The sequence below is a fragment of the Spirosoma sp. KNUC1025 genome, assembly GCF_045160025.1.
In the GTDB taxonomy this organism is placed as follows: domain Bacteria; phylum Bacteroidota; class Bacteroidia; order Cytophagales; family Spirosomataceae; genus Spirosoma.
Map to the genome: position 1 here is coordinate 4,011,444 of NZ_CP087139.1, position 26,889 is coordinate 4,038,332.

Annotated in this window: 27 protein-coding genes; 13 read left to right on the top strand and 14 right to left on the bottom strand. The window is 48.7% G+C overall.

The genetic code is table 11. From position 1 onward, the window contains the following. Positions 1-188: 188 nt before the first annotated feature. The 5 genes from LN737_RS17465 to LN737_RS17485 form a co-directional block, all read right to left on the bottom strand. Complete coding sequence (locus LN737_RS17465) at positions 189-1,184, bottom strand: hypothetical protein (protein WP_405511081.1); 996 nt, start codon at positions 1,182-1,184, stop codon at positions 189-191. A gap of 279 nt (positions 1,185-1,463) precedes the next feature. After that, entirely contained in the window at positions 1,464-2,054 is a 591-nt protein-coding gene (locus LN737_RS17470; protein ID WP_405511082.1) for a hypothetical protein, read from the bottom strand. Between the two features lie 125 nt (positions 2,055-2,179). Next, a complete protein-coding gene (locus LN737_RS17475) occupies positions 2,180-3,553 on the bottom strand; it encodes an IS110 family transposase (RefSeq protein ID WP_405511083.1) in 1,374 nt (457 codons plus the stop codon). 371 nt (positions 3,554-3,924) lie between these two features. Then, a complete protein-coding gene (locus LN737_RS17480) occupies positions 3,925-4,185 on the bottom strand; it encodes an energy transducer TonB (protein ID WP_405511085.1) in 261 nt (86 codons plus the stop codon). 476 nt (positions 4,186-4,661) lie between these two features. Beyond that, the gene (locus LN737_RS17485; protein ID WP_405511086.1) at positions 4,662-5,051 is read right to left on the bottom strand and encodes a hypothetical protein; all 390 of its coding nucleotides are present in this window, start codon (positions 5,049-5,051) and stop codon (positions 4,662-4,664) included. A gap of 292 nt (positions 5,052-5,343) precedes the next feature. Between LN737_RS17485 and LN737_RS17490 the strand changes: the two genes are divergently transcribed. The 6 genes from LN737_RS17490 (at position 5,344) to LN737_RS17515 (ending at position 12,930) form a co-directional block, all read left to right on the top strand. After that, complete coding sequence (locus LN737_RS17490; protein ID WP_405511087.1) at positions 5,344-5,583, top strand: hypothetical protein; 240 nt, start codon at positions 5,344-5,346, stop codon at positions 5,581-5,583. 238 nt (positions 5,584-5,821) lie between these two features. Next, positions 5,822-6,547 carry a hypothetical protein gene (locus LN737_RS17495; RefSeq protein ID WP_405511088.1) on the top strand — a complete coding sequence of 242 codons (726 nt, stop codon included), beginning with the start codon at positions 5,822-5,824 and terminating at the stop codon, positions 6,545-6,547. 2 nt (positions 6,548-6,549) lie between these two features. Then, on the top strand, positions 6,550-9,321 hold the full coding sequence (locus LN737_RS17500) for a TonB-dependent receptor (protein WP_405511089.1): 2,772 nt from the start codon (positions 6,550-6,552) through the stop codon (positions 9,319-9,321). Positions 9,322-9,342: 21 nt separating this feature from the next. Continuing rightward, positions 9,343-10,233, top strand: coding sequence for a DUF4249 domain-containing protein (locus LN737_RS17505; protein ID WP_405511090.1), 891 nt, complete (start codon positions 9,343-9,345; stop codon positions 10,231-10,233). Between the two features lie 80 nt (positions 10,234-10,313). Beyond that, positions 10,314-10,517 (top strand): hypothetical protein, encoded by a 204-nt coding sequence (locus LN737_RS17510; RefSeq protein ID WP_405511091.1) that lies wholly within the window; start codon positions 10,314-10,316, stop codon positions 10,515-10,517. Between the two features lie 13 nt (positions 10,518-10,530). Continuing rightward, positions 10,531-12,930 carry a hypothetical protein gene (locus LN737_RS17515; RefSeq protein ID WP_405511092.1) on the top strand — a complete coding sequence of 800 codons (2,400 nt, stop codon included), beginning with the start codon at positions 10,531-10,533 and terminating at the stop codon, positions 12,928-12,930. Positions 12,931-13,063: 133 nt separating this feature from the next. Here the strand turns inward: LN737_RS17515 and LN737_RS17520 are convergent, their stop codons facing one another. Beyond that, positions 13,064-13,294, bottom strand: a complete 231-nt coding sequence (locus LN737_RS17520; RefSeq protein ID WP_405511093.1) for a D-arabinono-1,4-lactone oxidase — start codon at positions 13,292-13,294, stop codon at positions 13,064-13,066. Continuing rightward, positions 13,252-14,412, bottom strand: a complete 1,161-nt coding sequence (locus LN737_RS17525) for an FAD-binding protein (protein ID WP_405511094.1) — start codon at positions 14,410-14,412, stop codon at positions 13,252-13,254. The genes LN737_RS17520 and LN737_RS17525 overlap by 43 nt, the downstream gene beginning before the upstream one ends. A gap of 201 nt (positions 14,413-14,613) precedes the next feature. On the opposite strand from LN737_RS17525, the gene LN737_RS17530 reads away from it, so the two are divergent. Then, on the top strand, positions 14,614-15,507 hold the full coding sequence (locus LN737_RS17530; protein WP_405511095.1) for an aminoglycoside adenylyltransferase domain-containing protein: 894 nt from the start codon (positions 14,614-14,616) through the stop codon (positions 15,505-15,507). Between the two features lie 74 nt (positions 15,508-15,581). Further along, positions 15,582-16,319: a DUF5958 family protein gene (locus LN737_RS17535; protein WP_405511097.1), complete on the top strand. Its 738-nt coding sequence runs from the start codon at positions 15,582-15,584 to the stop codon at positions 16,317-16,319. 52 nt (positions 16,320-16,371) lie between these two features. On the opposite strand, the gene LN737_RS17540 is transcribed toward LN737_RS17535, so the two are convergent. From LN737_RS17540 to LN737_RS17550, 3 genes are all read right to left on the bottom strand, one after another. Next, the gene (locus LN737_RS17540; protein ID WP_405511098.1) at positions 16,372-16,512 is read right to left on the bottom strand and encodes a hypothetical protein; all 141 of its coding nucleotides are present in this window, start codon (positions 16,510-16,512) and stop codon (positions 16,372-16,374) included. Positions 16,513-16,543: 31 nt separating this feature from the next. Beyond that, entirely contained in the window at positions 16,544-17,008 is a 465-nt protein-coding gene (locus tag LN737_RS17545) for an energy transducer TonB (RefSeq protein WP_405511099.1), read from the bottom strand. 92 nt (positions 17,009-17,100) lie between these two features. Next, positions 17,101-17,328 carry a hypothetical protein gene (locus LN737_RS17550; RefSeq protein WP_405511100.1) on the bottom strand — a complete coding sequence of 76 codons (228 nt, stop codon included), beginning with the start codon at positions 17,326-17,328 and terminating at the stop codon, positions 17,101-17,103. Between the two features lie 244 nt (positions 17,329-17,572). Between LN737_RS17550 and LN737_RS17555 the strand changes: the two genes are divergently transcribed. Further along, positions 17,573-17,878 carry a putative quinol monooxygenase gene (locus LN737_RS17555; RefSeq protein ID WP_405511101.1) on the top strand — a complete coding sequence of 102 codons (306 nt, stop codon included), beginning with the start codon at positions 17,573-17,575 and terminating at the stop codon, positions 17,876-17,878. Between the two features lie 442 nt (positions 17,879-18,320). Here the strand turns inward: LN737_RS17555 and LN737_RS17560 are convergent, their stop codons facing one another. The 4 genes from LN737_RS17560 to LN737_RS17575 form a co-directional block, all read right to left on the bottom strand. Continuing rightward, complete coding sequence (locus LN737_RS17560) at positions 18,321-19,484, bottom strand: P1 family peptidase (RefSeq protein WP_405511102.1); 1,164 nt, start codon at positions 19,482-19,484, stop codon at positions 18,321-18,323. A 202-nt stretch (positions 19,485-19,686) separates the two neighbouring features. Further along, a complete protein-coding gene (locus tag LN737_RS17565; RefSeq protein ID WP_405511103.1) occupies positions 19,687-20,553 on the bottom strand; it encodes an alpha/beta fold hydrolase in 867 nt (288 codons plus the stop codon). 79 nt (positions 20,554-20,632) lie between these two features. Next, on the bottom strand, positions 20,633-20,785 hold the full coding sequence (locus tag LN737_RS17570; protein ID WP_405511104.1) for a hypothetical protein: 153 nt from the start codon (positions 20,783-20,785) through the stop codon (positions 20,633-20,635). Positions 20,786-20,955: 170 nt separating this feature from the next. Next, on the bottom strand, positions 20,956-21,531 hold the full coding sequence (locus tag LN737_RS17575) for a DedA family protein (protein ID WP_405511105.1): 576 nt from the start codon (positions 21,529-21,531) through the stop codon (positions 20,956-20,958). 263 nt (positions 21,532-21,794) lie between these two features. On the opposite strand from LN737_RS17575, the gene LN737_RS17580 reads away from it, so the two are divergent. The 4 genes from LN737_RS17580 to LN737_RS17595 all read left to right on the top strand — a co-directional run bounded on the left by LN737_RS17580 (position 21,795) and on the right by LN737_RS17595 (position 26,873). Then, the gene (locus LN737_RS17580) at positions 21,795-21,950 is read left to right on the top strand and encodes a hypothetical protein (protein ID WP_405511106.1); all 156 of its coding nucleotides are present in this window, start codon (positions 21,795-21,797) and stop codon (positions 21,948-21,950) included. Positions 21,951-22,111: 161 nt separating this feature from the next. Next, on the top strand, positions 22,112-24,643 hold the full coding sequence (locus LN737_RS17585) for an alpha-L-rhamnosidase (RefSeq protein ID WP_405511107.1): 2,532 nt from the start codon (positions 22,112-22,114) through the stop codon (positions 24,641-24,643). Between the two features lie 182 nt (positions 24,644-24,825). Beyond that, positions 24,826-25,197 carry a hypothetical protein gene (locus LN737_RS17590; RefSeq protein WP_405511108.1) on the top strand — a complete coding sequence of 124 codons (372 nt, stop codon included), beginning with the start codon at positions 24,826-24,828 and terminating at the stop codon, positions 25,195-25,197. A 14-nt stretch (positions 25,198-25,211) separates the two neighbouring features. After that, the gene (locus LN737_RS17595; protein ID WP_405511109.1) at positions 25,212-26,873 is read left to right on the top strand and encodes an FAD-binding protein; all 1,662 of its coding nucleotides are present in this window, start codon (positions 25,212-25,214) and stop codon (positions 26,871-26,873) included. The last annotated feature ends 16 nt before the right edge of the window (positions 26,874-26,889 follow it).

Below are 26,889 nucleotides of genomic sequence, written 5' to 3' on the forward strand. Positions count from 1 at the left end.
AAACCAAACAAGCCGAGAGAGGCCGTAACCGATTAGGCTAGGCTGTCGATCGTGACCGTTCAGGTATGTAATCTTGTCGGCCGAAACGCTTTTTACACGTGCTGTCAAGCAGTGAGAAGCCTGTCGACAGGTACGTGGAAAACCAAATAAAACGTGCTGTCAACCGGGCACTAAACTGTCAATAGGCATTACTCCGGTCTTTTATCATACGTGATTTTTATAAGAGCACCTGTTTCGCTATACATTTTAAATTCACCTGTTGCTTTGTTTTGCATGAAATTTCCCTCATGTTTTAATTGTCCATTTGAATAGTAAAACCGCTCATACCCATTTAGTTTGCCGTCTTTATAATTTTGTTCATAATAAACAAGGCCATTATCATGATAAGAAATTAATTTCCCGTCGTACTTATCATTTTTGTAATTTATAATTCTTTTAGGCTTGTCAATAGAATAATATGCAAACAAGATATGTTCGCCTTCCCTTATTCCATTCCGGTAATTTATAATCTCCCATACTTTGTTCTGAAATAATCGTAAGTCTGGAGTTGAGTCATTGGGGATTTTATTATCATAACGTAATCTAGTAACAATACCGCTTGGATCAAGATATTTTGTCCACTTGCCATCATAGACACCATTTTTATAATTACCTTCTGATTCTAAATAACCATTCTCATAAAAATATTTCCAATAACCATATGGAATATTGTTCTTAATCTGCCCAATTGCTACTAGCTTACCAGCTTTGTTTTTCCATTCAGAAGTGGATGGATTTGATTTGAAGTATTCTAGTAATTCTAAATCAGGTTTAGATGCGTGTTTTATTTGTGTACTTCTTGTGCATAGATTTGTTAGAAGTGTATCGTTTTGTAAATAAGCCCAAATTACCCACTCTTCATTTTCCTTCACAAATAGTCCACAGGAAGCATCGCTCATTGATGTATGAATTGTGACTGTCTTTGAACTTGTTATGCCTTTGTAAACTTTATCAACGCGAAATTCGATTTTTCGCTGCTTATAGTATGGCTCATTGCTATCGGACGTTACTTTCAATGCTTGACCTGAAAGAATAAACTGACTACTATTATAGTCCTTGACCGTAAGAGGCTCACCGAAATTGGCACATGAACAAGCCAGACCATTTAGGGGCAAGGCTAATATGAAGATTAGTAACCGTAGCATCTGATTAATTGAAACTTAGGCGTAGTATTCAAATGTGAAATATACAGAGGTTTGATTTGACCAGTACCCGAACAAGACTAAGCGAAACTCAAGTACGTTGTCGTACTTCAGATTCGTTACTTCAGCGGAAATACGATCAAATAATGCTCATTATCAAGTTGTTACCCTGCCGCCGGTAACGTGAAACGCTCACTTGCATGGACGGGCCACCCAACGACCATGAGTGTTGATGGTGGGCGAACAACTCGCTAAAACCAACGTACCTGAACCTTTACACACTCATTCGGTTGGGCTGCCGACTTTCCTTCGGGACGCGCTGCTTGTCGCCCGCAACCCGCCCCATAAGCTATACTCCGCATTCAACTCCCAAGCCAGTACAGCCATACTTGGGTCATTTTTAAAATAAGCTATGTCAACTTCTTCGCCTGTCTGCAACGTGTCGTACATCTCCGTTCGGATGCCTGTTTTCAATATGTACGTTTTCCCCGCAACAAAGTACTCAATATCAGCTCCTTTCCCTTTATAGCTTCGTAGTTGAACAACTGTTCCTTTTGTGATAACCGGGTTCTTTTTGACGGTTGTCCGCTCATGTTCGTCATGTTTGACAACTAAAGGGAATAACGCGCCAAGGCAACCTAATCCAACAACTAAACCACAGACCAACCCAACTATTTTTTGTTTAGTAGTAGGCCCGCTCGGTCTGTAATAAAGGTGCATTTTAAGTGTTTGCCCTATCGGACGAGACCCGGAAATGGAAGCCAAACTTCCTAACTGGGGCGTTTCTCGTGTCAACCGGAACTGACCAACGAGCCAAAACCGCTCTGTTACGGGACGAGCCGCCTGTCGCTCGAAAGCCCGGATTTGAAGCACTAGCTATTGTGTCCACCCAACGCCCGCGAGGGCTGATGGAGCAGCACGCTACGTCACTAAACACAGACCGCTTGAACCTTTACACCCTCGTTTGTATGTACGCATGCTTTCTAACTATCTCATTATCAAGCCACCCCTAAGTTAGTGAAAAGACCTAAATCTGCGCCTGTGATGCCAAACTTGACCAGCTTTTTCTTCATCTGACGAATCTGTTGCTGCTTCACCTGAGCCACATCCCGCATCAATTTGGTTGGCTCATACGCTTCTTCCCTCGTCAGCATCTTGTAAACCACTACCGCCAACTTTCGAGCCGTTGCCGTGATCGCTTTGATCCGGCCAGCCCGGTAAGCAATTCGCTGGAAAAAAGCGGCCATTGGATTGGGCTTCTTCATGTTGCCCAGCGAGTTGGCCACCATCCGAAACGTGTTGGGTAACGTCGACTTGTTCTTCAACGTCTTGCGCGACAGTACCTTACCACCTGACGCTTTGTTATTAGGTGTGAAGCCTAACCACTTGGCAAACGCTTTGGCCGAGTGAAATTTAGTGATGGCTTCACCCACTTCGGCCATAAACGTCAGCAGCGCATCCCGACCAAAACCGGGAATATTGCTCAGGTCAACCCCCAACAGCTTGTGGGCATACTGCTCAATGGGCAGTCGTGGCGTGTTGCGCGACTGACGCAGTTTCTGACGACCCTTTGTCGGATCAGCTACGGTGGCTGGCTGGTCGAGTCCCTTTGTATGGTCCGTGAAGTGCTGATCGAGTTCCTTGTCTAACCCGGCGATTTCAGCCTGTAAATTGACATAAAGTCGGTAGTTGCTACGCACTTCAAAGCGCATAGCCCGGTTCCAGTTACCCCGCAGCAGCTCAATAATTTCAGTCGGCTTCTTTTTGCAACCGCTATCGACCAGAGCGGCCAGTTTAACCGGGTCTTCTTCCCCTTGACAGATGGCGGCAATCACCCGTAAGCCTGATACCGAATTGGTGTCGGTCAAGACCGTATCCAGCCGTACATTACCCGCCCGTAGTGCTTTCTGAATACGCCGAATATAATCGGCGGCATCTTCAACAAGACTTCGGCGTAGCCGCACCAAAGGCCTAATAAGAGTCGAAAACTCATCGGGCAGGAAGATCGGTGGCAGCAAGCCCAAACTGTGCAAAGTACGGATATGAATGGCATCCGACGTATCCGATTTAAACCGGCGGTAGTTTTTCGTATTCGCTCCTGAGGTTACAAGTACGTCAAATCCAGTTTCTTGAAGCACATTAACCAAGGCTCGTTCGTAGCCACCCGTAGCTTCCAGAGCCACATGTTTGACTTGATTATCGGTCAGCCACTGAGCTAATCGAAACAGCTCTTTGGTGGAGACCCCAAACTGTTGAACGTGTTGCTTAGGGTCGTCACCCACGGCCACTACGTGAAACTGGGAGCCGATGTCGATGCCCGCCACCTGCTGGTGGACGACGGGCATTGAGAGATAGTTGTCTTGCTTTTTCATGCTTGGAAGCGGGTAAGCAGGGAAAACAAAGGGCTATCAGCGGGCTATTTTAGATAGACGATAATCAGGATGTACGGAGTAAAAGCGGAGGCTTTTCTACCAGTTGGGTTCTCAAAGCATCAAGGAGCATACCCTTTGATGACGAATAGCCAAATCGAGCAGTTGGACGGGTTGATAAGCACCAACAAACAGAGACGACTTTCCCACGAGGGCTACTGACAGCCAGGTAAAGATAAGGTCAAAGAGAGGTCTGCTGTTCTCATGCGTTCTTCTGGGTTCGTTCGCCCGCGAACACGGTGGCTGTTGGGCTGCTTAGCTTCCTAACCGGCGAGCGTCCTGTCGCCCGAAAGGGTGACAGACAAAAAGTAAACTTACTCAAGTTCTATGTTCACGGGTAAATAATAATCCATAGCAATCACTTTACCCCCTATTTTTCCGGGTATCCATTTTCCAGAGGTAAGTTTTACTACCCGAATCATTTCTTCATCAGCACCGAAGCCTGGACTTTTTTCAACTCGAATTCTGTCAACCGTTCCTCGCTTGGTTATTCTAAATCTAAGCTTGAATGTGCCTGAAACAGGGGCGTTTTCGGGTGGCCGAGGATGATGATAATTTTGAGCGATAAAAGCCATGAGTTTACTGGTACCACCTACGAATTCGGGCAATTGTTTTATTTCAACCGAGTCTATGGGGCTCGGTTTCTGCCCAAAAGCGTACGATAACAGAAGCCAACCAAGTACGACAAGAGTTTTTATCATAATACCACCAAAGTTATTAATCAGAGTGTTTGTTGTGTCGCAGGAAACGTAGTAAACTCACCTTTCAACTACCCTAACCGGGACGCGACCTTTGTCAACCGAAGCTGCCGAACGAACCAAAAAACTGCCCTGTCACGGGACGTGCTCCCTGTCGCCTGAACGCTGGCAAACACGCATCTTTTTATGCTTATGCTACGCACCCAAAGCCCACGGGTGTTGATGGTGGGCGCGAAACTTAACTGAACAGACTTACCTACGACCTTTACACACCCGTTTGGTTGGGCTGCTCGGCTTTACTTCGGGGCGTGCGTCCTGTCGACAGAGAGCTACCCCACGCGGAGCGAACAGCGTTACAACTTATGGAAAAAACTTACTGCCCCATCTTTATAGGGTTTCAACAAAGTATAATCCTCCTCAACCAGATTGTTCACTGTAAAACTCCAGCCTTGAACTCGAAGCAAATACACAGAGAATAGATTTATATACATTCGTAGTCCAACAGTTAGTCGATTATCTGAACGCTTTTCAACTGTGGCTAACTCTGTTTGCATCAAACCACCATACGCTTTACCAATCCCTATACCTATCTCGGATTGAAGAAAATTAGTTGGTTCAGGGATAAACCAAAGCTGATTACTACTGTCTACATCAAATCGAAATTGGTTAAAATGGGGCTTACTGCCTAGAATGAACCAGTGCCATTGCGATTCAATTTGGTATGTCTGGGTTTGTTTCATCATTTAAAATCTGCCTCACAAGGTGTTTGGCCTGTCAACCCGAACCCGACCAACGAGCCCAACCGCCTGCCTGTCCAAGACGTGACCCCTGTCGCCCGCAAGCCCACAAACGAGTACTGCTTTTTGGCTTCCTCACCCAACGTAATATTGGGCGAAGACTTAATTAACGACAATCCGTTGACCGTCAGTTCGAAGTCGTTAATTGTGTCGTTTACTTTGCATGGCAACAATTTGTTACAATTTGACTACTTATTACGTCACAAGAATATAAATATCCTTGATTATTTACAATGATATGGCTGATAAAATTTTTAGTAGTACTCATATCGAACGCGTCTGGAATATTGACGGTTATCCTAACTATTTCTTTGCGGCCGACCACCAGTTATATCGCTTCGATTCACGTGGGCGCATTCGACGAAATAAACAGATTGTGATTGGCTACACCACGGGCTATGTCCTGAAGAGCAAATTCTTTAGCCTCGCCAAACTCCGGCCTATGCTACGTCGGCACGAACCTACAGATCATGTGTAAAGGCTCTGTGCCGTGCTGTTATATCAGCGTTTAGAATTGCATGTATGACACACAAGTTGGTTATTTGACGTATCGGACAATAGTGGCAGCCAGGGTAGGCAGTAATTAAGGTAGATTCCTGCCAAATAAAGTATGATTGGCATCCTATGTTCTTTAATTAATTGTTTTCGGAGTTCCTGGGTTGACTGGTCATCCAGTTATTTTGTCGTTTCTGTCTTCCTCCTCTAGCCCTAAACGTATGTACGCTACGGTAGCTATTCTGGTTGGTATCCTATTCAGTACCTGTGTGTATGGACAGGCGTCTGAATCCGACAGTTTATTCGTTCAAAGCGCCAGAAACCGGGCCATTAGTCTGTATGAGCAAACCCTGAAGCAGCAGGCTCATGTCTACGAAGGCGATCAATACGTGGGCCACGATCCGCGTATCAAAATACACCCATTTTACAGAACGGATAGCTTGCAGAATGGAACGGTTCTGTTCAATGGTGTGCAGTATCGGGACGTTAACATGCAGTACGATATTGTTTGGGATCAGCTTATCATTCAGCCGCTCGGCGGAGGGTATCGACTTCGGCTGCGCCCGGATAAAATTGCGGCCTTTTCGCTGGGAGCGCACCAGTTCGCCCGGATCGTTGGTGATAGCGTAGCGGGAGTTCGCACTGGATTTTATGAACTGATTTATAACGGGCGGGTAAAAGCATTGGCACGGCGGGCAAAAACGGTTCAGGAAGATATTTCCGGGGGCGTTTATAAGGCTGACTATCTGCCGAAGGACCGTTTTCTGATCGTAAAGGATGGCGCTTTTTATGAGGTAAAATCCAAACGGTCGGTACTAAACGTCTTTCCCGATCAGGCTAAAGAGCTTCGAAAATACTTACGTCAAAACAAACTCAAGTTCAACGAAGAAGTACGCGAACAAACGATTGCCAAACTCACTCAACGGTATGATGAATTAACGCATTGATTATGACTCAACTGTACCGATTAACGTTTCTTTTCGCAGGATTGCTTTGTATAATGACGGCTGGACTTGCCCAGACAAGCGCTGAAAAACCCATTAGCGGTGAATTTGTCAATCAACGCTTCGATCAATTCGTTCGAACCGTTGAAGCCAGTACGCCCTATCGTATTTTTTATAACCCTACCGATGTCGATAGCCTTGTGGTCGATCTGCGGGTAGACCGCCAGCCATTACGGGCTGTGCTTCGGCAGATTCTTGAAGGAAGTAAGTTTGCCTTTGCCATGGATAATCAACAGCGCGTTTATATTACGGTCAATCGCCTGATTCGTACGGAACTGCCCATTGGCTTCTTTTTAAGGGGCCCCTCCGATTCGGATATTGATTCAACGAGTGCTTCCTACCTGAGTGAGAATCAGAAAAAGCGCGCTGAACCCGAAGCGAAACTCTATGAAATTGGCAAACGGACAAATCCAATCCGACCCGGTCGGTCGACTATTGCCGGTCATGTCAGGAACGTAGCGTCGGGTGAGCCGATTGTGGGCGCAGCTGTGTATATCGAAAATCCGCGGCTGGGTACCGTAACGGATCAGTTCGGTTTTTACGCCATTACGTTGCCGAGAGGGCGGCATGATCTGAAACTTCGGAGCATTGGCCTGAAAGATACCCGCCGTCGGATCACGCTGTACGCCGACGGGAAGTTCGACATCGAGATGGAAGACGATGTGATTGCGCTGAAAGAGGTGGTGATCGAAGCCGAAAAAGATGCGAATATTTCGGGGCTTCAGATGGGGCAGGAGCGGGTCGATATCAAAAGCATTAAGCAGGTGCCAACTGCACTGGGTGAAGCCGATTTGCTGCGGGTGATCCAGACATTGCCAGGAGTAAAAACGGTTGGCGAAAGTTCCACCGGACTGAATGTTCGAGGGGGAGCGACTGACCAGAACCTGATTCTGTACAATGATGCGCCCATCTACAATTCATCGCACCTGTTCGGGTTTTTCTCGGCCTTCAATCCCGACATGATCAAAAGTGCCGAACTCTATAAAAGCGCGATTCCCTCGCGGTATGGCGGGCGGTTATCATCGGTGCTGGATGTGCAAACGCGCGATGGCAACAAGAAAAAATTTATTGGCTCCGGCGGAATTGGCTTGTTAACCGGACGACTAACGGTGGAAGGTCCCCTTATTAAAGACAAAACATCGTTCATCGCCGGCATACGGACTACGTATTCCGATTGGTTGCTTAGCCAGTTGAAAAACTCAACGTTTCAGAATAGCGAGGCTCAGTTTTACGATTTGAACCTGCACGTAACGCACGATTTCAACGAGAAAAACACGCTGTACCTGACGGGTTACCTGAGTCGTGACCGGTTTAAACTCGGTAGCGATACGTCGTATCGGTATCAGAATGAAGTCGCTACGTTGAAGTGGAAACACATTTTCAATAATAAGCTGTACAGCGTTTTTACGGGTAGCTACAGCGGCTACAACTACACCGTAACAAGTGAAAAAAATCCGGTCAATGCGTATCAGCTAGACTTTTCCATCAACCAGTCGCAGTTAAAAGCCGATTTCAATTATTATCCGACAAACCAGCATGCGGTTGATTTTGGCATTAGCAGTACGTATTATAAACTCCGGCCGGGAAATTTTCAGCCGGTGGGTAAGGCGTCGCTTATTGCACCCGACTTAGTCGATGCTGAGCAGGGACTGGAAAGTGCGGTGTACATTGGCGATCGTTTTGATGTAAACCCGAAGCTGTCGATCAGTGGGGGACTGCGGTATTCATTTTACAACTACCTGGGTCCGCATTCCGGGTTTCAGTATGCACCGGGTTTGCCCAAAACCGTAGCGAACATACTTGATACGGTGGCGTATGGCCGGAATCAATCCATCAAAACGTATGGCGGACCAGAATACCGGCTGTCGTTGCGGTACGCGCTTTCGTCAACAGCGTCCTTCAAAGCCAGTTTCAACCGGACGCGGCAGTACATTCAGATGCTGTCGAACACAACCGTCATTTCACCCACCGACATCTGGAAACTGAGCGATCCGAACATTAAACCGCAGATTGGTGATCAGTACGCAATCGGTTTTTACAAAAACAACCGCAACAACACCATCGAAATGTCGGTGGAAGCGTATTACAAAACCATGCAGAACATGCTGGATTATCGGAATGGCGCTACGTTGATCCTGAATCATCACATCGAAACCGATGTCGTGAGTGCCCAGGGCATGGCATACGGCGTTGAGTTTCTGGTGAAAAAGATGACAGGAAAGCTGAACGGCTGGATAAGCTACACTTACGCCCGGACGTTGCTACGGACCAATGGGCAAACGGGTTCGGACGTGATCAACAAGGGTGAGTTTTATCCGAGCAGCTACGATAAACCCCACGACGTTACGATGATCGGGAATTATAAAATAAACCGTCGGTTTAGCCTGTCGCTGAATTTTACGTATAGCACTGGCCGCCCCATTACGTTGCCGGTTGCCAAATACACGGTCGATAATGCGATGCGACTACTCTATTCGGAGCGGAACCAGTACCGCATTCCCGACTATTACCGGGCTGATTTCGCCATGAACATTGAGGGGAATCATAAGGTGAAAAAGCTGGCGCACAGTTCATGGACGATTGCGGTATATAATCTGACAGGTCGGCGGAATGCGTATTCGGTTTATTTCAAATCCGAAAACGGGGCTATTCACGGGTACAAGCTGTCCATTTTTGGGCAGCCGATACCGTCTATTACGTATAATTTCAGGTTTTGAGTTTTTGCCATGTACTCACGTATGAAAAATAGACTGGTTAAACAGGTCATAGGCTCGATGCTGGTTCTGCTGGTCGGAAGCTGCGTTGATCCGTATCAGCCAAAAGAAATTACGTCACCTGATACGTATCTGGTGGTTAATGGGTTTTTTAACAGTGAACCCGGCACCACGACTACCTTTCAGTTGTCGCGTAGTCAGAACCTGAGCGACACCAAAACGCCAACCGCCGAAACCCGAGCGACAATCACCATTGAAAGTGCGCATAACGCGGTTTATTCGCTCAAAGAAGGCAGTGCTGGTGTTTATTCGCTGTCGGGCGTTACGCCCCTGTCGAACGAAACCTACCGGCTTCATATCCGGACTTCGGGCGGGAAAGACTATGTCTCCGACTACGTGCCTGTGGTGGCGACACCGCCAATCGACAGCGTAAGCTGGCGGGTCGAGAATGAGGGTGTGGCTATTAACGTGAACACACACGACCCACAGAACAACACCCATTATTACCGCTGGGAGTTCGACGAAACCTGGGAATACAATGCGGCTTACTCATCGTCGTATGAGTACATAGCCGCCACCAAATCGATAATTAGCCGAACTGAAGATATTTTCACCTGCTGGGGAAATTCCAATTCCCGCAATATTATGGTGAGTTCGACAGCCCGGCTTAGTCAGGATGTTGTCAGCCAGTATCCGTTAATCTCCATAGCCGGATCATCGGTTAAATTTCAGAATAAATACAGCATTCTGGTACGTCAGTATGCACTGAGTCAGGACGGCTACAATTACTATGATCAGCTGGCCAAAATAACGCAGAATATCGGGTCGCTCTTTGACCCGCAACCGTCGCAGATTACCGGAAATATTCATTCGAGCACCAACGCTACCGATCTGGTGCTCGGCTATTTCGGGTAGGCAGCGTAGCCAGTAAACGGATTTTTATTGCCCGATCGCAACTGCCTCCCTGGCGGACATTTACGGGCCTGGACTGCGTGATGGATACGCTGACGTTAGGTGATATTATCGAAACACCGACTGGAATCATTACGACATACGGCAGGTCTCAATATCTGACCAGCGATTTCCTGTGCATCGACTGCCGATTGCGGGGGGCGTCAACAAAAAACCGGATTTCTGGGAGTGATAACCTTCGGACGGGCGCTGTGGACATTATCCCGAACACAGCCGCCAGCCACTGAACACAAGCTGCTTATGTACTCATTTATAAAATACGTCTTCGCTGTTCTGCTTCTGGTAAGTAACGTATCGGCGTTTGGACAGGCATCATCGACAAGTGCGCTGGTGCAGCCGTTTGATACGTATCGGAGGCAGGTGTTGCAGGAAAAGCTGTTTGTGCATACCGATCAGGGCTTTTACCTCACGGGCGAAACCATGTGGTTTAAGGTGTATTACGTAGATGGCTCGCTTCACCGGCCGATTGATCTGAGCAAAGTAGCTTACCTCGAACTGCTCGACAAGGAAGGCAAACCGGTATTGCAAACGAAAGTGTCGCTCAGACTGAACGGCGGGGATGGTACGTTGTTTTTGCCCTCGTCGGTCAATTCCGGTACGTACCGACTGCGGGCTTATACCAACTGGATGAAGAATTTCAGTGCCGATTATTTCTTTGAAAAGAACGTAACGATTATCAATCCATTCAGGCGCCTGGGGTTACCGCTCCTGCGCGAAACGGCTACGTATTCGGTCGATATTTTCCCGGAAGGTGGTAATCTGGTGCAGGGCATTGCTAGTGACGTAGCGTTTAAGGTAGCCGATGAGACTGGGAGAGGAATTGCCGTTCGGGGATGGTTGCTGAATGCGCAGAATGATACACTTGCCCGATTTGCCTCCCATACATTTGGTATAGGTCGCTTTAGCTTTACGCCTGCCGCGAATGCTGTATACCGGGCGGTTGTGATGGACGAAAAAGGGCGGTCGGTCACTCGGCCGCTCCCAACGATCTACCCGCAGGGCTACGTAATGCATCTGGAAGAAGCGGGGCCTTCTCAACTGAAAGTTACCGTCAAAACGAATGTGCCAGCTCCTTCGGTTGTATACCTGTTCGCTCATACCCGTCAGGTTATCGATCTGGCGGAAGCACGTGCTATTCAACAGGAAACCACGTTCCTGATTGATCGGAAATTGCTAGGGGAAGGGGTTTCGCACCTTACGATCTTCGACGCCGGCCGGAAGCCGGTTTGCGAGCGACTGTATTTCAAACGGCCTGCTCAGCCGTTGGGGATAAGCCTGAAAACAGACCGAAACAGCTATGCTTCCCGAACAAAAGTGACGCTCTCGGCAAACGTACAGGCAGCCAAAACCAGTCAGGTATCGGTATCGATGGCTGTGTACCGGCTCGATTCGCTGGCTTCTGTTGATTCGGGTACCATTCTGAGTTCGTTGTGGATGACCTCCGATTTGCCCGGTTACATTGAGTCGCCCGAATACTACTGGCAGACTGAAACGCCGGAAGTGCGGGAAGCTACGGATAACCTGATGCTGACCCACGGCTGGCGTCGGTTTCGGTGGGAAGATGTGCTCAAACCGTCGGGATCGGCGCTGACGGGGCCTGGCTTTCAGTTTCTGCCCGAAGTGAACGGGCCAATTGTTGAGGGTCAGGTAACCGACCCCACCACTGGCAAACCCGTTCCGAACGTAATGACCTACCTGTCGTCTCCGGGAAAGCCCATTCGACTATATGTATCCCGAAGTGATGCGGCCGGGCGGGTTCGCTACGAAGTGCAGGACTTCTGGGGCACAAAAAGCCTGATAGCGCAAACAAATCCATCGGATAGTACAAACAAGCTGACCATTACAAACCCGTTTGTTGCCCGGTCGTCAAAAGTGCTTATGCCGGAGCTTTCCGTCAGCGAATCGCAGGGAGATCAACTTTTAAGCCGGTCAGTCGCCATGCAGGTACAGAGCACGTACTGGGGCGAACGGGCTATTCAGTATATGTATCCGACAGTCGATAGTACGGCTTTTTACGGGAAAGGAAATGAAAGTTACCTGCTGGACGCATACACTCGTTTTCCGCGGATGGAAGAGGTATTTCGGGAGTATGTACTGGGCGTCATGCCCAGGAAGAAGCAGGATCATTTTCAGTTATATGTGATAAACGAACCTTATCGGGAGATTTTTAATGATCTATCGCTGGTGATGATTGATGGCGTACCGGTGTTTGATATGGACAAAGTCATCGAGTTTAGCCCGCTGAAAATTCAAAAAATTGACGTGGTGACCAACCGATACGGTATCGGACCGGCAGTATTTAATGGCATCATCAGTCTAATGACCTACAAAGGCGATCTGGCGGGTTTTCCGCTCGACCCTAATCTGCTGAAGCTGGAATACGACGGGTTACAGCTTCAGCGCGAATTTTACAGCCCCCGCTACGATACGGCCAAACAACTCGAAAGCCGCCTGCCCGATGGCCGGACGCTGCTCTACTGGAACCCAAACCTACAAACGGATGCGAACGGTCATTGCCTTATTGAATTCTTTACCTCCGATCAGCCCGGTACGTACCTTATCGACGTAAACGCCCTCTCGAAAGATGGGGCTGCCGGGAGCCAGCGAATGATGTTTGACGTGAAAAACACGCCGAAGTAGGTAGATGTATGCGCTTTAGAATTGATGTGATTTTACATTACCTTTTTACCAATACCCACAAAAAGAACCAAGTCGCCTACTTCCGTTTGAGATCAGGCGACTTGGTTCTTTTATAACGTAATAGCACGTACTATTACGTTAAAGCGCTGTACAGATTCGTCGCTAAAAAGTCATTTCGGAACTTGCCTTTGGGGTCGAATTCTTTGACAAGCTGCTTAAAATCAGCCAGTTTTTCGTAGCGTGACTGTAACGTAGCGGGTGCCAGCGTAAATAGCTTTCCCCAGTGCGGGCGGGCATGAAACGGGGCCAGCTCTTTTTCGATCATGGGCAGTACTTTTTTACGGCGGGCCAGTCCTGCTTCCACGTAAAGTGAATGGCGAGGCTCGGTTGTTTGTAGCAGGGACTCATCCAGAAATTGTCGGCGTCGATGGTACGTAGCTCCGAGATAAACAGGTGCGGACTGATGTGATCGCGTAGCCGCTCAATCGCCAGAATTGCTTCTACTGCATTCCTGCGCGGCACAAAATACTCCGACTGCAATTCCTTGCCGCTGCTGGGCGTGAAACCCATGCGGAAGTGAGGGAGACGTTCGTACCACGGGCCTGCTACGCCCATTTGCTCAGTGCAGTTGACAGCCGACAGCTCGGCGATGGGATGCAGGTTTTTAGTGGCAAGCTTGGCGCCATAAAACTCGGGTTTCGCTTTCGCATCACCTTTTTCAACCAGGCTTTTTATCCAGACTTCGTTGATTCGTTTCTTCTGCCAGTCGGTAAACAGACTGACGCTGTAACCGCTCGAAGCAATCGCTTCGAAATGATCTTTCAGCTGGTCAAGCGGAAGATTTTCGTAGACGTATTGCCGCATTTGATACGTTGGCTGAACATCGAGCGTAACTTTTGTAATCGCTCCCAGCGCACCCAACCCCACGACAGCCCCCCGAAAGGTTTCGCCATCTTTTTCGCGGGAAAGGGTCCGGATCTCGCCATTGGCAGCAATGATTTCGAGCGCAGCTACGGCTGTAGACAAGTTCCCGTTTTTCACCCCCGACCCATGCGTAGCCGTGGTGCAGGCACCGGCAATGGAAATATGAGGCAAGGACGCCAGGTTGTGCAGGGCAAACCCTTTTTTGTCGAGGTAGGGCGCTAACTGACCATAGCTGATGCCAGCCTGTACGGTCACCTTACGCGCTTTTGGGTCCAGCGTTATTACGTCATCCATTTCCCGAAGCGAGATGAAATTATGCTTACTATCGGCAATGCCATTGAAGCAATGACGCGTACCCAGCACTTTTACTTTGTCGTATTTTTTGATCAGTTCCTGGGTGTCTTTTATCGAACTGGCTTTGTAAAGTTTGTCGGTACTGTATTCATAATTGCCCGCCCAATTCTTTAGCCGCTCAGCAGCAAACCATTCTGAAAGTGGCGAAAATAGAGGAGCTGCCATCAGGGTAGATGAGACTTTTAAAAACGTGCGTTTCTTCATGAGTTTAGGGTTTTTGCGAAACTAACTGGTTAATCCGAAAGTAAAGGATTATGCGTACATTTTTCTAGTCCGAACGGTAATTCCTCCAGACGTACCTTTGGCGCCGACAGGCGGAAAAATGACCAGATGCCCTCAGCAACAATATAGAGTCTGCGTAGTTAAAGTATTAATATTTAGTTGATTAGAAAGCTATTTTCGGGAATGGATCAGCCTTTCTTCATACCGCAATCCGCCAGTAAACGAATTAGTGAACTAGAGTCCGGACTTAACCGCATTGGTCAGAACTGGGTTGAAGGTATTTATTTGACAGGCTCTATTCCACTGGGCGATTTCTATCCCGCCAAAAGCGACATCGATTTTCTGATCCTTTGCAAAGAGTTTCCAGAAAATGCAGTGATTGCGGAACTGGATAAATTGCATAATGCTCTGGAGAAACGTAGTGGAAGTCCCAAACTAAATGGTACTTACATCACCCGTGAAAATTTACAGGCAGGCCACTTACCAACTGGTCAGGTACTTAATTATCACGAAGGGCGGCTGACAGAAGGGTTATTTGGGATGGGGGCAATCGCTTTGTATGAGTTAAAGACGATTGCCTATACCGTAATGGGAGTACCTTCAGGAAACTTGCCAGTTGATATTGAGCTACAACAGGTAAAGGACTTCATGCATGACAACATCAATTCATATTGGCAAAAGTGGATCAACAAACACTCCTCGTGTACCGGTCGTCGATGGCTGATGGTATTGATTCCGGTGTTAACAGAGTGGGCTGTTCTGGGAGTGGCGAGGCAATTCTACACGTTACAAACCGGGGAAATAGCTTCAAAAATGAAGGCAGGTCAGTACTGTTTGGAATACGTTCCTGCCAAGTACAGAGACATTATTCACCAGGCTATTCAAATTAGAAAAGGCGAGCCAGCTAGATTTTATCCAACGGTTAAAAAAATGTATTCTATTGTTCCGTCAATGAAACGCGTTACATTGACGATCGATTTCGTTAACTATTTGATCGAGAGGTTTAACCAGGTCTATAGTGTACAAACAAAGCTGCGTACTGTTCATGCGTTTCGGGGAGAATCTAATTTCTTATAGCCACTGCCAGTACGTACCGTCGTTGCTATTCCATCCGAAACTTCATTCCATTTTCACACCTGTCAGACACTGTAATGAGCATAGAAGAGCAAATAAAGATTATCCAGTTTGGACAGGGCATCTGCCCGGAAGCCGAGCTACTTGAGCAGCTCGACCAACTGGATGAGTCTGAAAAAGGAAAGCAGGTATTCGATCTATACGTGTTTGTTAGTCGCTTAAAACCCGCTGATGCCGATATCGGGCAGGCCATTGCCGATGCGGATATCGGGCCAGATTACTCACCCTGTATATCCCCAAAGTCAGGGACTCGAAAGGTATGGCGTAAGATGTTTTCAGAACACCCTGAAAAAGATTATATGTTTCTTCTGCGGTTGTTTAAAATCGATTATCAACGGCGCTACGCATTGAATAAAGATAACGCAACGAACTGGCAGTACAGGGATTTGTCGAACAGAGAAACCGTTGAAGCGATTCTGAAACAGTATGAAAACTTAGTCGAGGAGGTGTATCAAAATCCCAGTTTCCGTAGCGAATTCGTTTGCATTGCCAAACTCTGGCACGAGCGAAGTATGCAGCCTCCTACGCAGATTCGACAGGATCACTATACGTATCTTACCTATGATGAACTGCTCACCGAGTCGATTAAACTGCTGGGAAATCTACAGATTCATCCTATATCGATGCTTTGTCACAGTATCGAGCAGGCACTTTCGATAAAATACGGCTTAGATCACGGGCTGGCAAACAGGTTGACATTAGAGGTGATTGACCGGCACATGCGCGAGACGTACAACAGCAGTATTTATAAGTAATCAACTACATCCAGTACGTCACGCGCCGACAAGCCTAATGCTTTTTCGCCGATTAGGGCCATAAATCCTCGGTGATCTCATCCCAGGAAATATCGGAATTATCGCTGGTGATATCGAGTGAGTCAAACCAGCTGGTACGGAAATAAACCGTCGTTAACAATAGGGTCAGGAAGTAAATCAAGAGCGTTTTCATGAGTTGATGCAGGGTTATAAAAAGATGTTTTTCAATCGAGACGAAACGTAACAGGCAGCTCAACGAGCGTGCTAACGGCCACCCCAGACCGGTGTGCTGGATACCAGCGAGGCATCAGACTGACGGCCTTCACGGCAGCTTGGTCCAGCACTGCGTTTTTTGATTTGACCACCTGAATGTCTGTTAAAGTACCGCTCGGCTGTACCCGAAATTGTACGCGCACAGTGCCTTCACTAAGAACCATCCGAGCCTGATCAGGATAAAGGTCGAGCTTGCCCAGATACTTGACCAACGCCTGTTGACCACCCGGAAAGAAAGGTTCGTTGGTGAGTGGCGCAAAGTCGGAAGGAGATGGCAAGGGTAGTTCCTGTTCGTATGCACGTTGGGCAAATACGTCAGAGCGGCTGTCGACGACAAGTGCCTGATCAATGGCTTGAGCCGTAGCGAGTGCGCTGAACAGCGTTACGCTGGCTAAGGTTAAGAAAGTACGTTTCATGGGGTAAGAGGATTAAGGTGTGTATTTAATGAACATGCCAAAATTCCTATAACTTCCTCATAATGAATGGCTATTTTGGGTAAAAAATTAGCTTATTTGAGAACTGTAATAGGCTGACCCGGAAAATTTAACCCACGTATCGTATGCCTGCTACTGTAGCCATCGTCGATGATCATCGCCTGTTTTACGAAGCGCTGGTTGATTCGGTACGTAAGTTTGGCGGGTAGGTTCTGCTGTATATAGCACAAAACGGTCGGGACTTGCAGGCGCAGATGCGTAAGAAAAAAGAGGTTCCTGACCTGGCGCTGGTGGATCTGCACATGTCCGAGATGGATGGGTTCGAAACGACAGCTCAGCTATGAAAACTTTAGGGAATAATATATTTGCTTAACCCGTTTTCAAAAAATGTATATGCTCTTGTCTATTATGACGAACAAGCACAATTTTCGTGAGAAGCTAACGAATTCCATCCATTGCAATGACTTACGGTTTTTGTGGCTTCTAACAGTAGGACTACTCACTTTATTAAGCCCAGAACGAGCTTGCGCTCAACCTAAAACACAGATGGTAAGAATCGCCAAAATCGTAGTTGACCCAGCACAGTTGGAAGCTTATAAGGCTGCTGCTAAAGAAGAAATTGAAGCGTCAGTGCGACTAGAGCCGGGCGTCCTGACGCTGTACGCTGTTGCTGAAAAAGACAACCCCACGCACATTACCATTTTGGAAATTTACGCGGACACCAATGCTTATAAAGCGCACATACAAACACCGCATTTTTTAAAGTATAAAACAGGGACGAAGGACATGGTAAAGTCGCTGGAACTAGTAGAAGTTGATCCATTGGTTCCCGGCATGAAGATTAAAGAATAGTTGGGGTCAGCAAGCGTATCATGTCAAACTTTATCCCACAGTACGTATTCTCGCGATTTCTATTTCAGAGAGCATGGAGGGAATACAGCTTGCAGTACGTAACGGGGCAAGTGGGTACATGTTTAAAGGGTGCCGCCCCGACGAAATTAAGAAAGCAATGGACGATGTATTGGCCGGGGGTTAGTACGTATCGGAATCCCTTACGCTGGACCTGATTGGCCTGTCAAACGCATCGGGTGACAACGGCCGGGCTTTCCTGCTGACCGATCAGACTTACAAGTTTGTACAGGTAGCCTGTAATGGGGTAACCCATAAACAGATAGCTGCCAGTCTGGACGTAAGCTTGCCGGTTCTGGAACGTTATCGGGAGGCCGTATTTAAAAGCTGAACGTTCGGATACGGATCGACCTTATTGATCTGTAAATCCGACGATGTACGGCCTTTACTTGATCCGTTTATATTTTCGCAGTAAATCGATAACCAGCTTATGGGGTAGCCCGTACGCTTTATTGCCGTTGATGCCCTCCATGGTTTCGGCGGCAACCATTGCATTGATAATGGATTCTTCCACAGCCTGAACGGTGGCTTCAAACAGCGGATTTATCTGGTCATTGGGGAGCTGATCCAGTTTTGTGATCTTTTCCCGTTGAAAAGCCGTTGGATTGGCGGTTGAAAAAGCAATAAAAATATCCCCCGACCCATTGTTTCCTTTTCCGCCAACGATGCCTACGCCAAGCGAAACTCTGGTAGCTATACGTTTTAATTGATGGGGCAACAAAGGAGCATCGGTGGCCACCACAACGATGATGGACCCATCGCCTTCCTGCCTGTAGGATGGCGGCCCCTTCATTTCATAATTCAGCGTATCTTTCAGTTCCTCGCCAACGGGTACACCAGCAATGGTCAGGTGGCGTTTATTGCCGAAATTTGATTGTACCAATACCCCAACGGTGTAGGTTGAGTCCTTGATTTTTACGACCCTGGACGACGTACCGGTCCCTCCTTTAAAACCCAGACACATCATGCCGGTTCCGCCACCCACATTGCCTTCGGCCAGATAACCGGATTTGGCTTTATCGAGGGCTTCGAAAGCATGGCTTTCCTTGACATGGAATCCGTAAATATCATTCAGGCCACCATCGTATGTTTCAGCCACAATGGGATAGGTGTACCAGTAATCCTCGTTGTACCAGCCCGTTTTTACGAACCATTTCAGGACGGCATCCCGCACAACGCCCACACTGTTTGTATTGGTAATCATGATGGGCGTCTCCAGAAATCCGGATTCAGTTATCCACGTAGTGCCGGTCATTTCTCCGTTGCCGTTGAGCGAATACCAGTTTGAAAAAACGGGATTGTTTGTCCGGCCTCTTGGCAGAATGGCTGTAACGCCCGTTCTGACCGGGCCTTTTCCGCGTATGTTTTTCCCCTGACCAGCTATGAGGGTGCTATAGCCCACTTCCACACCGCGTACATCGGTGATGGCGTTGTATTTGCCGGGCGTCCCCGAAAACGGGATGCCAATATCGCGGGCTCGAGGTTTTTGCCCAAAGGCCGGAAGCTGACTTGTCAGGACTAAAAGCAGTGCCGTAACGTAGTTCATCATGCAGTACGTGGTAGTTAGAAATTTCCTGGATCAATTTCATGAATAAAGCTGAAACTGTGGCTAAGGCCAAGGATAAGTACGTGGTCTTACATCAATAGTTTTCGAAGGCCATAAAAAGCGTGTCAATCAGCTTTAAATACGACGTAACACTCCCTGAAAATCAACCGTATGATAGCATTTGTGTTCTTTTTGGCGGCTCATATCATTCGAGCTTTGCCATACCGTTTATGGTTCGGTACGGTGCTTTGAAAAAATCCCCGACTACCTGATTGAATAAATCTTTGTACATGATAAGTGTCGAATGGCCAGAGTTGGGCAAAATCCACAGGTACGATTTCGGAATGGCCTGCGCAATGGCCATTGTGTGCTCTGGCCGAATCACGTCGTTGTCGCCACCGATTACCAGCGTTGGACATTTCACTTTTTTCAGATCGTTTGTCGAAATGTGCGGATGGACGATCATCAGATTGAGTAGCTTCTTCTGCTCTTTTACCGCCGGTAATTGCGGTACCTTAGCCAGGCTGTCATTGGTGGCCACAATCCATTTGAAAAGGTCCGGCTCGATGGCCGTGGTATCGGGCCATAAGTTGGCGCCGGTAATAGCCAGTTTTTTCACCTTTTCGGGGTGCCGCATCGCCAGCAACAGCCCGTCGATGCCGCCGTCGCTCCAGCCAATGACGTAGCACGAATCCACATGCAGGGTGTTCAACAGCGCGTTGTAGTCATCAGCCATCATTTCATATGTGAGTGAGTCGCTGGGGTCTGCTGACTTTCCCTGTGCCCGGCTGTCGGCTATAATTACCTGGTAGTTTTTGGCGAAATACGGGATCTGGTTTTTGAAATTATTGATTGAGCCGCCATTGCCATGAATGAGGAGCAGTGGTTTTCCCGCGCCGTAAACTTCGTAGTACATCCTGAAACCCCGGATATTGGTATACTTCCCCGTTTTGGCATTGCTACCATATGCCGTGTTGCCAGACGTAGCGACGGGCAGGGTCGATTGAGCAAAAGAAGATAGCACACAAAACGAAGTAAGGAAGGAGAGGAGCAGCTTTTTGGCGGTTTTCATGGTTGGGGTTTTGCCTTTGTTTTATGATCGTCAATATACCTAACTCCGTGAGTTTTATGCGCTTCCATATCAATCTCTATCAATTGACCAGGCAGCGCCAACCCTTTGACTTCGAGCCACGTACCGGTGGGAAATGTTTTTTGTAGATGCTGTTTCGATAGCCTGCCTGATTGATAAACTCGGCCATGTTGGTGGTGTACACATTCTTGGATGCCCCCCACGACTGACGCAATGTACTGAATCTGGCGATTCTGTTATGTATCAGATAGATACAAAAACTATGTTGGCTACTTTTTTATCATTTCGAGAGCAGGGCGGAATGATAAAAAAGTAGCCAACATAGTAATAGATAAATTGGGGAGGTTTAAAAAACGCTGGTTAAAAACAACCGGCTATGCGGACTCACAACTCAACCGGCTCCTTAAGTTTGCTGTGAATGGTCAGTTGGTAAACACACCACAAGCCGCTCAGACCGGCTATTGCTACTAAAACCGGACGTTGATGCTGGGCCAGAAACGCGTACACATCTTCGCCGACCTGAGCCAGGTGGTTACCCGCAAACGCCACAATCAGCGCCCAGCCAATAGCCCCCAGTGCATTGTATACCGCAAACCGAATAGTCGGGAAGCTCGACAGGCCAATGGCGGCCGGAATAGCGCCACGCAGGCCATATAAGGCACGGAACCCCAGAACTAGGCCAGACCCGTAGCGGTTCATCAGCCGTTCAATCCGGTTGTAACGCGGTTGCCAGTGTGGTCGTTTGGTCAGAAACGTACGGCCATAGCGGTGCCCCAGAAAGAAACATACCTGGGTGATAACAAACGAAGAAAGGGCTGCCAACGCGATCACCATGGGAAGTGAAAAGTATCCTCGATGGGCTAAATAAACACCCACCAGCAGAAAAGCTTCACTTTCCAGCAGGACGCCTAAAAATAGCATTGGATAGCCATATGTGAGCATTAATTCCTGGAATGTCATAGGTCATGAGATGAAGGTAATCCAGAATATAAACTGATGAAAAGTCAAATGGTTATCAGACGCATACAAGCGGAATTGTAAATTATTTCGAGTGTAGGCATGAGAAACTGAGATGGTGTTAGGCTGTTATATCGCACCGGATAAGCAGGACATGCATTTTGGGCGGTTCGTTAGGCAGCTACCGTGATAAGTAGTTCGGGGCAAATCCCTGTTTTACTGCGTATCGCAGACGAATAATGCGAAGGAAAAGCACCTCTTACCCGATGATACGTATCAATAGGCAAGTACCGGCGTTGATGATTTTATCCCTTACGCTCTTTGCGGGCCAATCCCTGTCAGCCTCAGCAGACCTAAAGCCGGTTAACCTGCGAACAGAATACAAAATCAATCCGGTCACGGATGTCTCAACCCCCGGTTAAGCTGGGAACTTACGGCAACGGCCAGAGGACAGATTCAAACGGCTTACCAGATTCTTGTCGCTTCATCACCGGATTTACTTACGCCCGATAAGGCTGATCTCTGGAACTCAAACAAGGTCAATGGAAATGCCATCAACCAGATAGCCTATGCCGGTACGCCCTTGTCATCCAGAACGGCGTGTTACTGGAAAGTACGTAGCTGGGATAAAACCGGGCAACCCGGCTCCTGGAGTTCGACGGCCAGTTGGGAAATGGGCTTGCTCCATAAAACGGATTGGACAGCCGCCTGGATCGGTAATGACGTAACGAACCTGGGTAAGGGTAAACTGTACCATCTGCCCCCGGCGCCTTTTTTCAGGAAAGAAACTCAGTTGAAAGCGCCCGTTAAACGTGCCCGGCTGTACGTTACGTCGCTTGGGTTGTATGCGTTTCAGATCAATGGCCAGCGGATTGGTAACGATTACTTTACCCCCGGCTGGACGGATTACAACAAACGGGTTTATTATCAAACGTACGATGTTACCCGTCATCTAACCGTAGGGAAAAATGCGCTGGGCGCTATCGTAGCGGAGGGTTGGTACGCTGGTTATCTGGGCTATGCCTTGCTCGTGCAGAACCCCGTAGTGAAAAACTTCTATGGCGATGTGCCGTTGCTGAAAGCGCAGCTGGAGATCGAGTATGTCAATGGCGAAAAAGAAACGATAGCGACCGATCAGAGCTGGCGAACAAATCATGGGCCGATCCTCGAAGCCGATCTGTTGAACGGCGAAACGTACAATGCCAATCTCGAGTTTACCAACTGGAGCAAAGCCGGATATACGGATTCGGCCTGGAAGAACAGCCGCGTGTATCCCGACAAACCCGAGCGGAAGCTGGAAGCTTATCCCGGCAATCCGATTCAGATTTTTCAGGAGTTAAAAGCTCAAAAAGTAACACCACGACCAGGCGGAAAATACCTGTTTGACCTGGGCCAGAATTTTGCCGGTGTTGTGCGGCTCTCCGTAAAAGGACACAAAGGCGATACGATTCGTTTGAAGTTTGGCGAAGTGCTGTTCCCGAACGGGGATATCATGACCGAAAACCTCCGGAAAGCGCGGGCTACGGATACGTATATTCTCAAAGGAGATCCTAAGGGCGAAACCTGGACGCCACAATTTACCTATCATGGGTTTCAGTACGTAGAAGCTACTGGCTTTAAAACTGCGCCAACGACTCAGGCCATAACGGGCATTGTTTTAAGTTCGGCGACACCTGAAGCAGGTACGTTTGAGACAGACAATCCCATGGTGAATAAGCTGTATCAGAACATCGTCTGGACACAGCGCTCCAATTATGTTGACGTACCAACGGATTGCCCGCAGCGTGACGAGCGCCTGGGCTGGACGGGCGATGCCCAGGCTTATATCCAATCCGCTACGTTCAATTCGGATATAGTGGCCTTTTTCACCAAGTGGCTGGTCGATTTGAACGATGCCCAGCGCGCCGATCATACGTACCCAATCTATGCGCCCGCGCCCAATGTCCGTAAAACAGATACGTATTCACCCGGATGGTCGGAAGCGGGGATTATTTGCCCCTATACCATCTATAAAACCTATGGCGACACCCAGGTGATTCGGGAATTCTGGCCCAATATGGTGGCGTATCTGAAGTTCCTGGAGGATAAGAGCAAGGGCGAGTACGTGTACAAGGAAGCCAGTTTTGAGGATATTTCGCCCAAAGGCGGGTTTGGTGACTGGCTTTCTGTCGGTAAAAAAACGCCCCCCGATATGCTGGCCACCATGTATTTTGGCTATACCGCTTCCATGATGGCTGAAATGGCGAAGGTCATTGGCAAGGAGGCTGAATCAACGTATTATGCGCAACTGTTCACGAAAATCAAGCAGGCGTTTCTGGCACACTACGCCGACAAGAGCGGAAAGTTTAAAACAAACAGTGCTGCTTATGGGGATGGCGAAGGCTACGTAGATGGCAACATGGGTTTTGACGGCCACACCCAGACGGCTTATGCCAATGCGATTTACATGCAAATGCTGGCTCCTGAGCAGCGGGCAAAAGCCGGAAACTGGTTAGCCGAACTCATACAGGCCAACGACAATAAACTTTCAACGGGTTTTCTGGGTGTCAAGCCGTTACTGCCTGCGCTCTCCAGCACGGGGCATAGTGAGGAAGCCTACAGGCTATTATTGAGCACAGAGTATCCTTCCTGGGGCTTTGAGGTAGTGAATGGCGCCAATACAATCTGGGAGCGCTGGAATAGCTACATTAAAGGCAAAGGCTTTGAAAACAATGCCGGCATGAATTCATTTAACCATTACGCCTTTGGGGCGGTGAATGAATGGCTGTTTGGGAATGCCGCCGGAATCCGGGTTGGCGAAGCGGGGTATCGAACCTTCAGCATCAAACCGGAAATAGCCAGTCAGGGGCTGACATACGTAAAAGCCTCCTACAAATCGATCAATGGGCTTATCCGAACTTCCTGGAAAAAAGAAGGCAAAACGGTACGTTTACAGGTTACGGTTCCCGTGAATACAACAGCCACCGTATTCATCCCGACCCGTAATCCGGCGAGTGTGCTGGAAAATAACAAGGCGTTAAAAACAAATTCAGCAATTACCGTCCGGGAGGTTGAAGGAGGCTATTTGCCGGTAGAAATCGGTTCCGGGCAGTATGTCTTTACGTCACAACTATGAGCCGGACATACAACCCTACGCAGAAACATACGTAACGTTCGGGGTATGACTAACGCTCTGGAAGTCAGTTGTTTTAGCGGAGAATGTACACTTGGTTTCGGATTGTTACCGCTCGATAGATAGTTTTAATCTCGCATGGGCTATGGGTTTTTCTTTGACTACGTATCAACCCTTAGCCCGCCATGACCTCTATTCCTTTATCGAGTCGTATTCAACTTCAGATTGTGCTCGGCTTATTTCTGCTGGCCACCCTGCCCGCCTGCATGACTACCCGAGTCATGACGCAGGAAGATTGCCAGACGTTTGCCAATGATCCGACTACCGATACCGTCGTAACGGGCTACTGGTGGGGCATTGGGAAACAGCCCGTTGTGCGGCCCGCCTGCGATCCCGGCTATAACCACCTCAACGGGGTGACGGTACGTACCCGCTTTGACCATTACCTGCTGGCCACCATTACGTTGGGGATTGTTCAGAAAAAACAGGTGCGCTGGTGCTGCGCCCGCTGTGTTCCCAACCCACCCTGCTCCATCGATTCCACCTTCAACCAGTAACGACCCTTCACACCATGAACCTACCCGACGGCCTAGTTGCTATTGACAACATGCCGCAACTCCAGAACCGGCACCGTAATTTCACGCAGGACCTAACGCCGGGCGCTTCCTTCAGCCTGCGACGCCCAACGGGTCCGTCAACGCAGGCGGGCCGCTATCAGCAGACGACGGCTAATTTTCAGTTCCTGATCGATCATGCCATACGCCACTCGATTCGGTTGCGGGCGTTAGGCTCAAACTGGTCGTTTACCAAAGTGGGGATGGCCGGGGGCGGTATTGTTGACACGACGAAGCTGGAAGAAATCTCGAAAGTACTGACCAAAGCCATGACCTCACCCGATTACCTGGCCAAAGGCGGTCAGGCTGGCAATCTGGTGTTTACCCAATGCGGTACGGGAATTCTGGGATTGCATCAGCGGCTGGAACCCTTGGGGAAATCGTTGCGGGCGTCAGGTGCCAGTAACGGGCAGACCATCGTTGGCGCTTTTTCGACCGGCACGCACGGCTCGGCCTTCAAACTCGGCTCCGTACACGATACGGTCGTAGGCATTCATCTGATCTGTGGGGCCAACCGGCATATCTGGCTGGAACGGGCTTCGAACCCCGTTACGTCGCTGGCGTTTACGGACTGGCTGGGCGTAGCGCGGGAGAACGTCCGGCTCGACGATGATCTATTCAATGCGGTAGTGGTCGGGTTTGGCTCGTTTGGGTTTATTCATGGAGTGTTGCTGGAGGTTGAGAAATTATTTCTGCTCGAAGAATACAGCAACAAACGGGTCGCCTACAATGCCGATCTGAAACGCGCCATGCGTACCCAGGAGTTTGCGGGTACACTCGCTCAGGCCCTTCAACTGCCCGTAGCGCCCAACCCGCTGGCCGACGAAGCGTACCACTTTCAGATGATTGTGAACCCCTTTCAGTTCGACCCCGACTCCGAAGATCCGGCCAAAGGCGCTTATGTGCGTATTCTGTACAAAAAGCCTTATGCCGAACCTTACGTCCGTCGGCCGGGGGTAAGCAGTCAGATGAAGTTCAGCGAGGATACGCTGGGGCTGATTCAGCAACTGCTCAACAAGTTGCATGCCGGGCAGATTCCGGGAGCCAAGCGCCTGATCGTGAACCAGCTGTACGACAGTGCACTGGAAGATACCAACGGAACAGCGGGTAAAGTAAGCGAACTGTTTGGGGGAACCGACGTAGAGGGCGCTGCTGCCAGCATGGCCATTGGCGTATCGGCCACGCAGAGCCCCGACGTATTGAACGCAATCTGCCGACTGAACGCCCAGCAACCGTTTCTGGGCGTATTGGGTTTGCGCTGGGTAAAACAGACACCGGCTACGCTGGGCTTTACGCGCTTCCCCGTTACGTGCGTGCTTGAACTGGATGGCGTAGAGGCCGACGATACCCGTCAGTTTTATCAGCTCGTTTGGGATTGGCTGGAAAAGGAAGGGATTCCGTATACCCTGCATTGGGGAAAAATTAACTTCAGCCTGAACGCCGACCGGGTTCGGCAGATGTACACGCAGGAAAAGGTGAATAGCTGGTTACGTGCCAGACATGACTTATTAGACGCGCCGACGCGGGTTGTGTTTACCAATGAATTTATGGAGCAATGCGGACTGGCCGGAGCGCCTGAAACTAGCCCGTTAACGCCACCTGCGCCAATACTTGTTTAACGTGAGTAATGGCAAT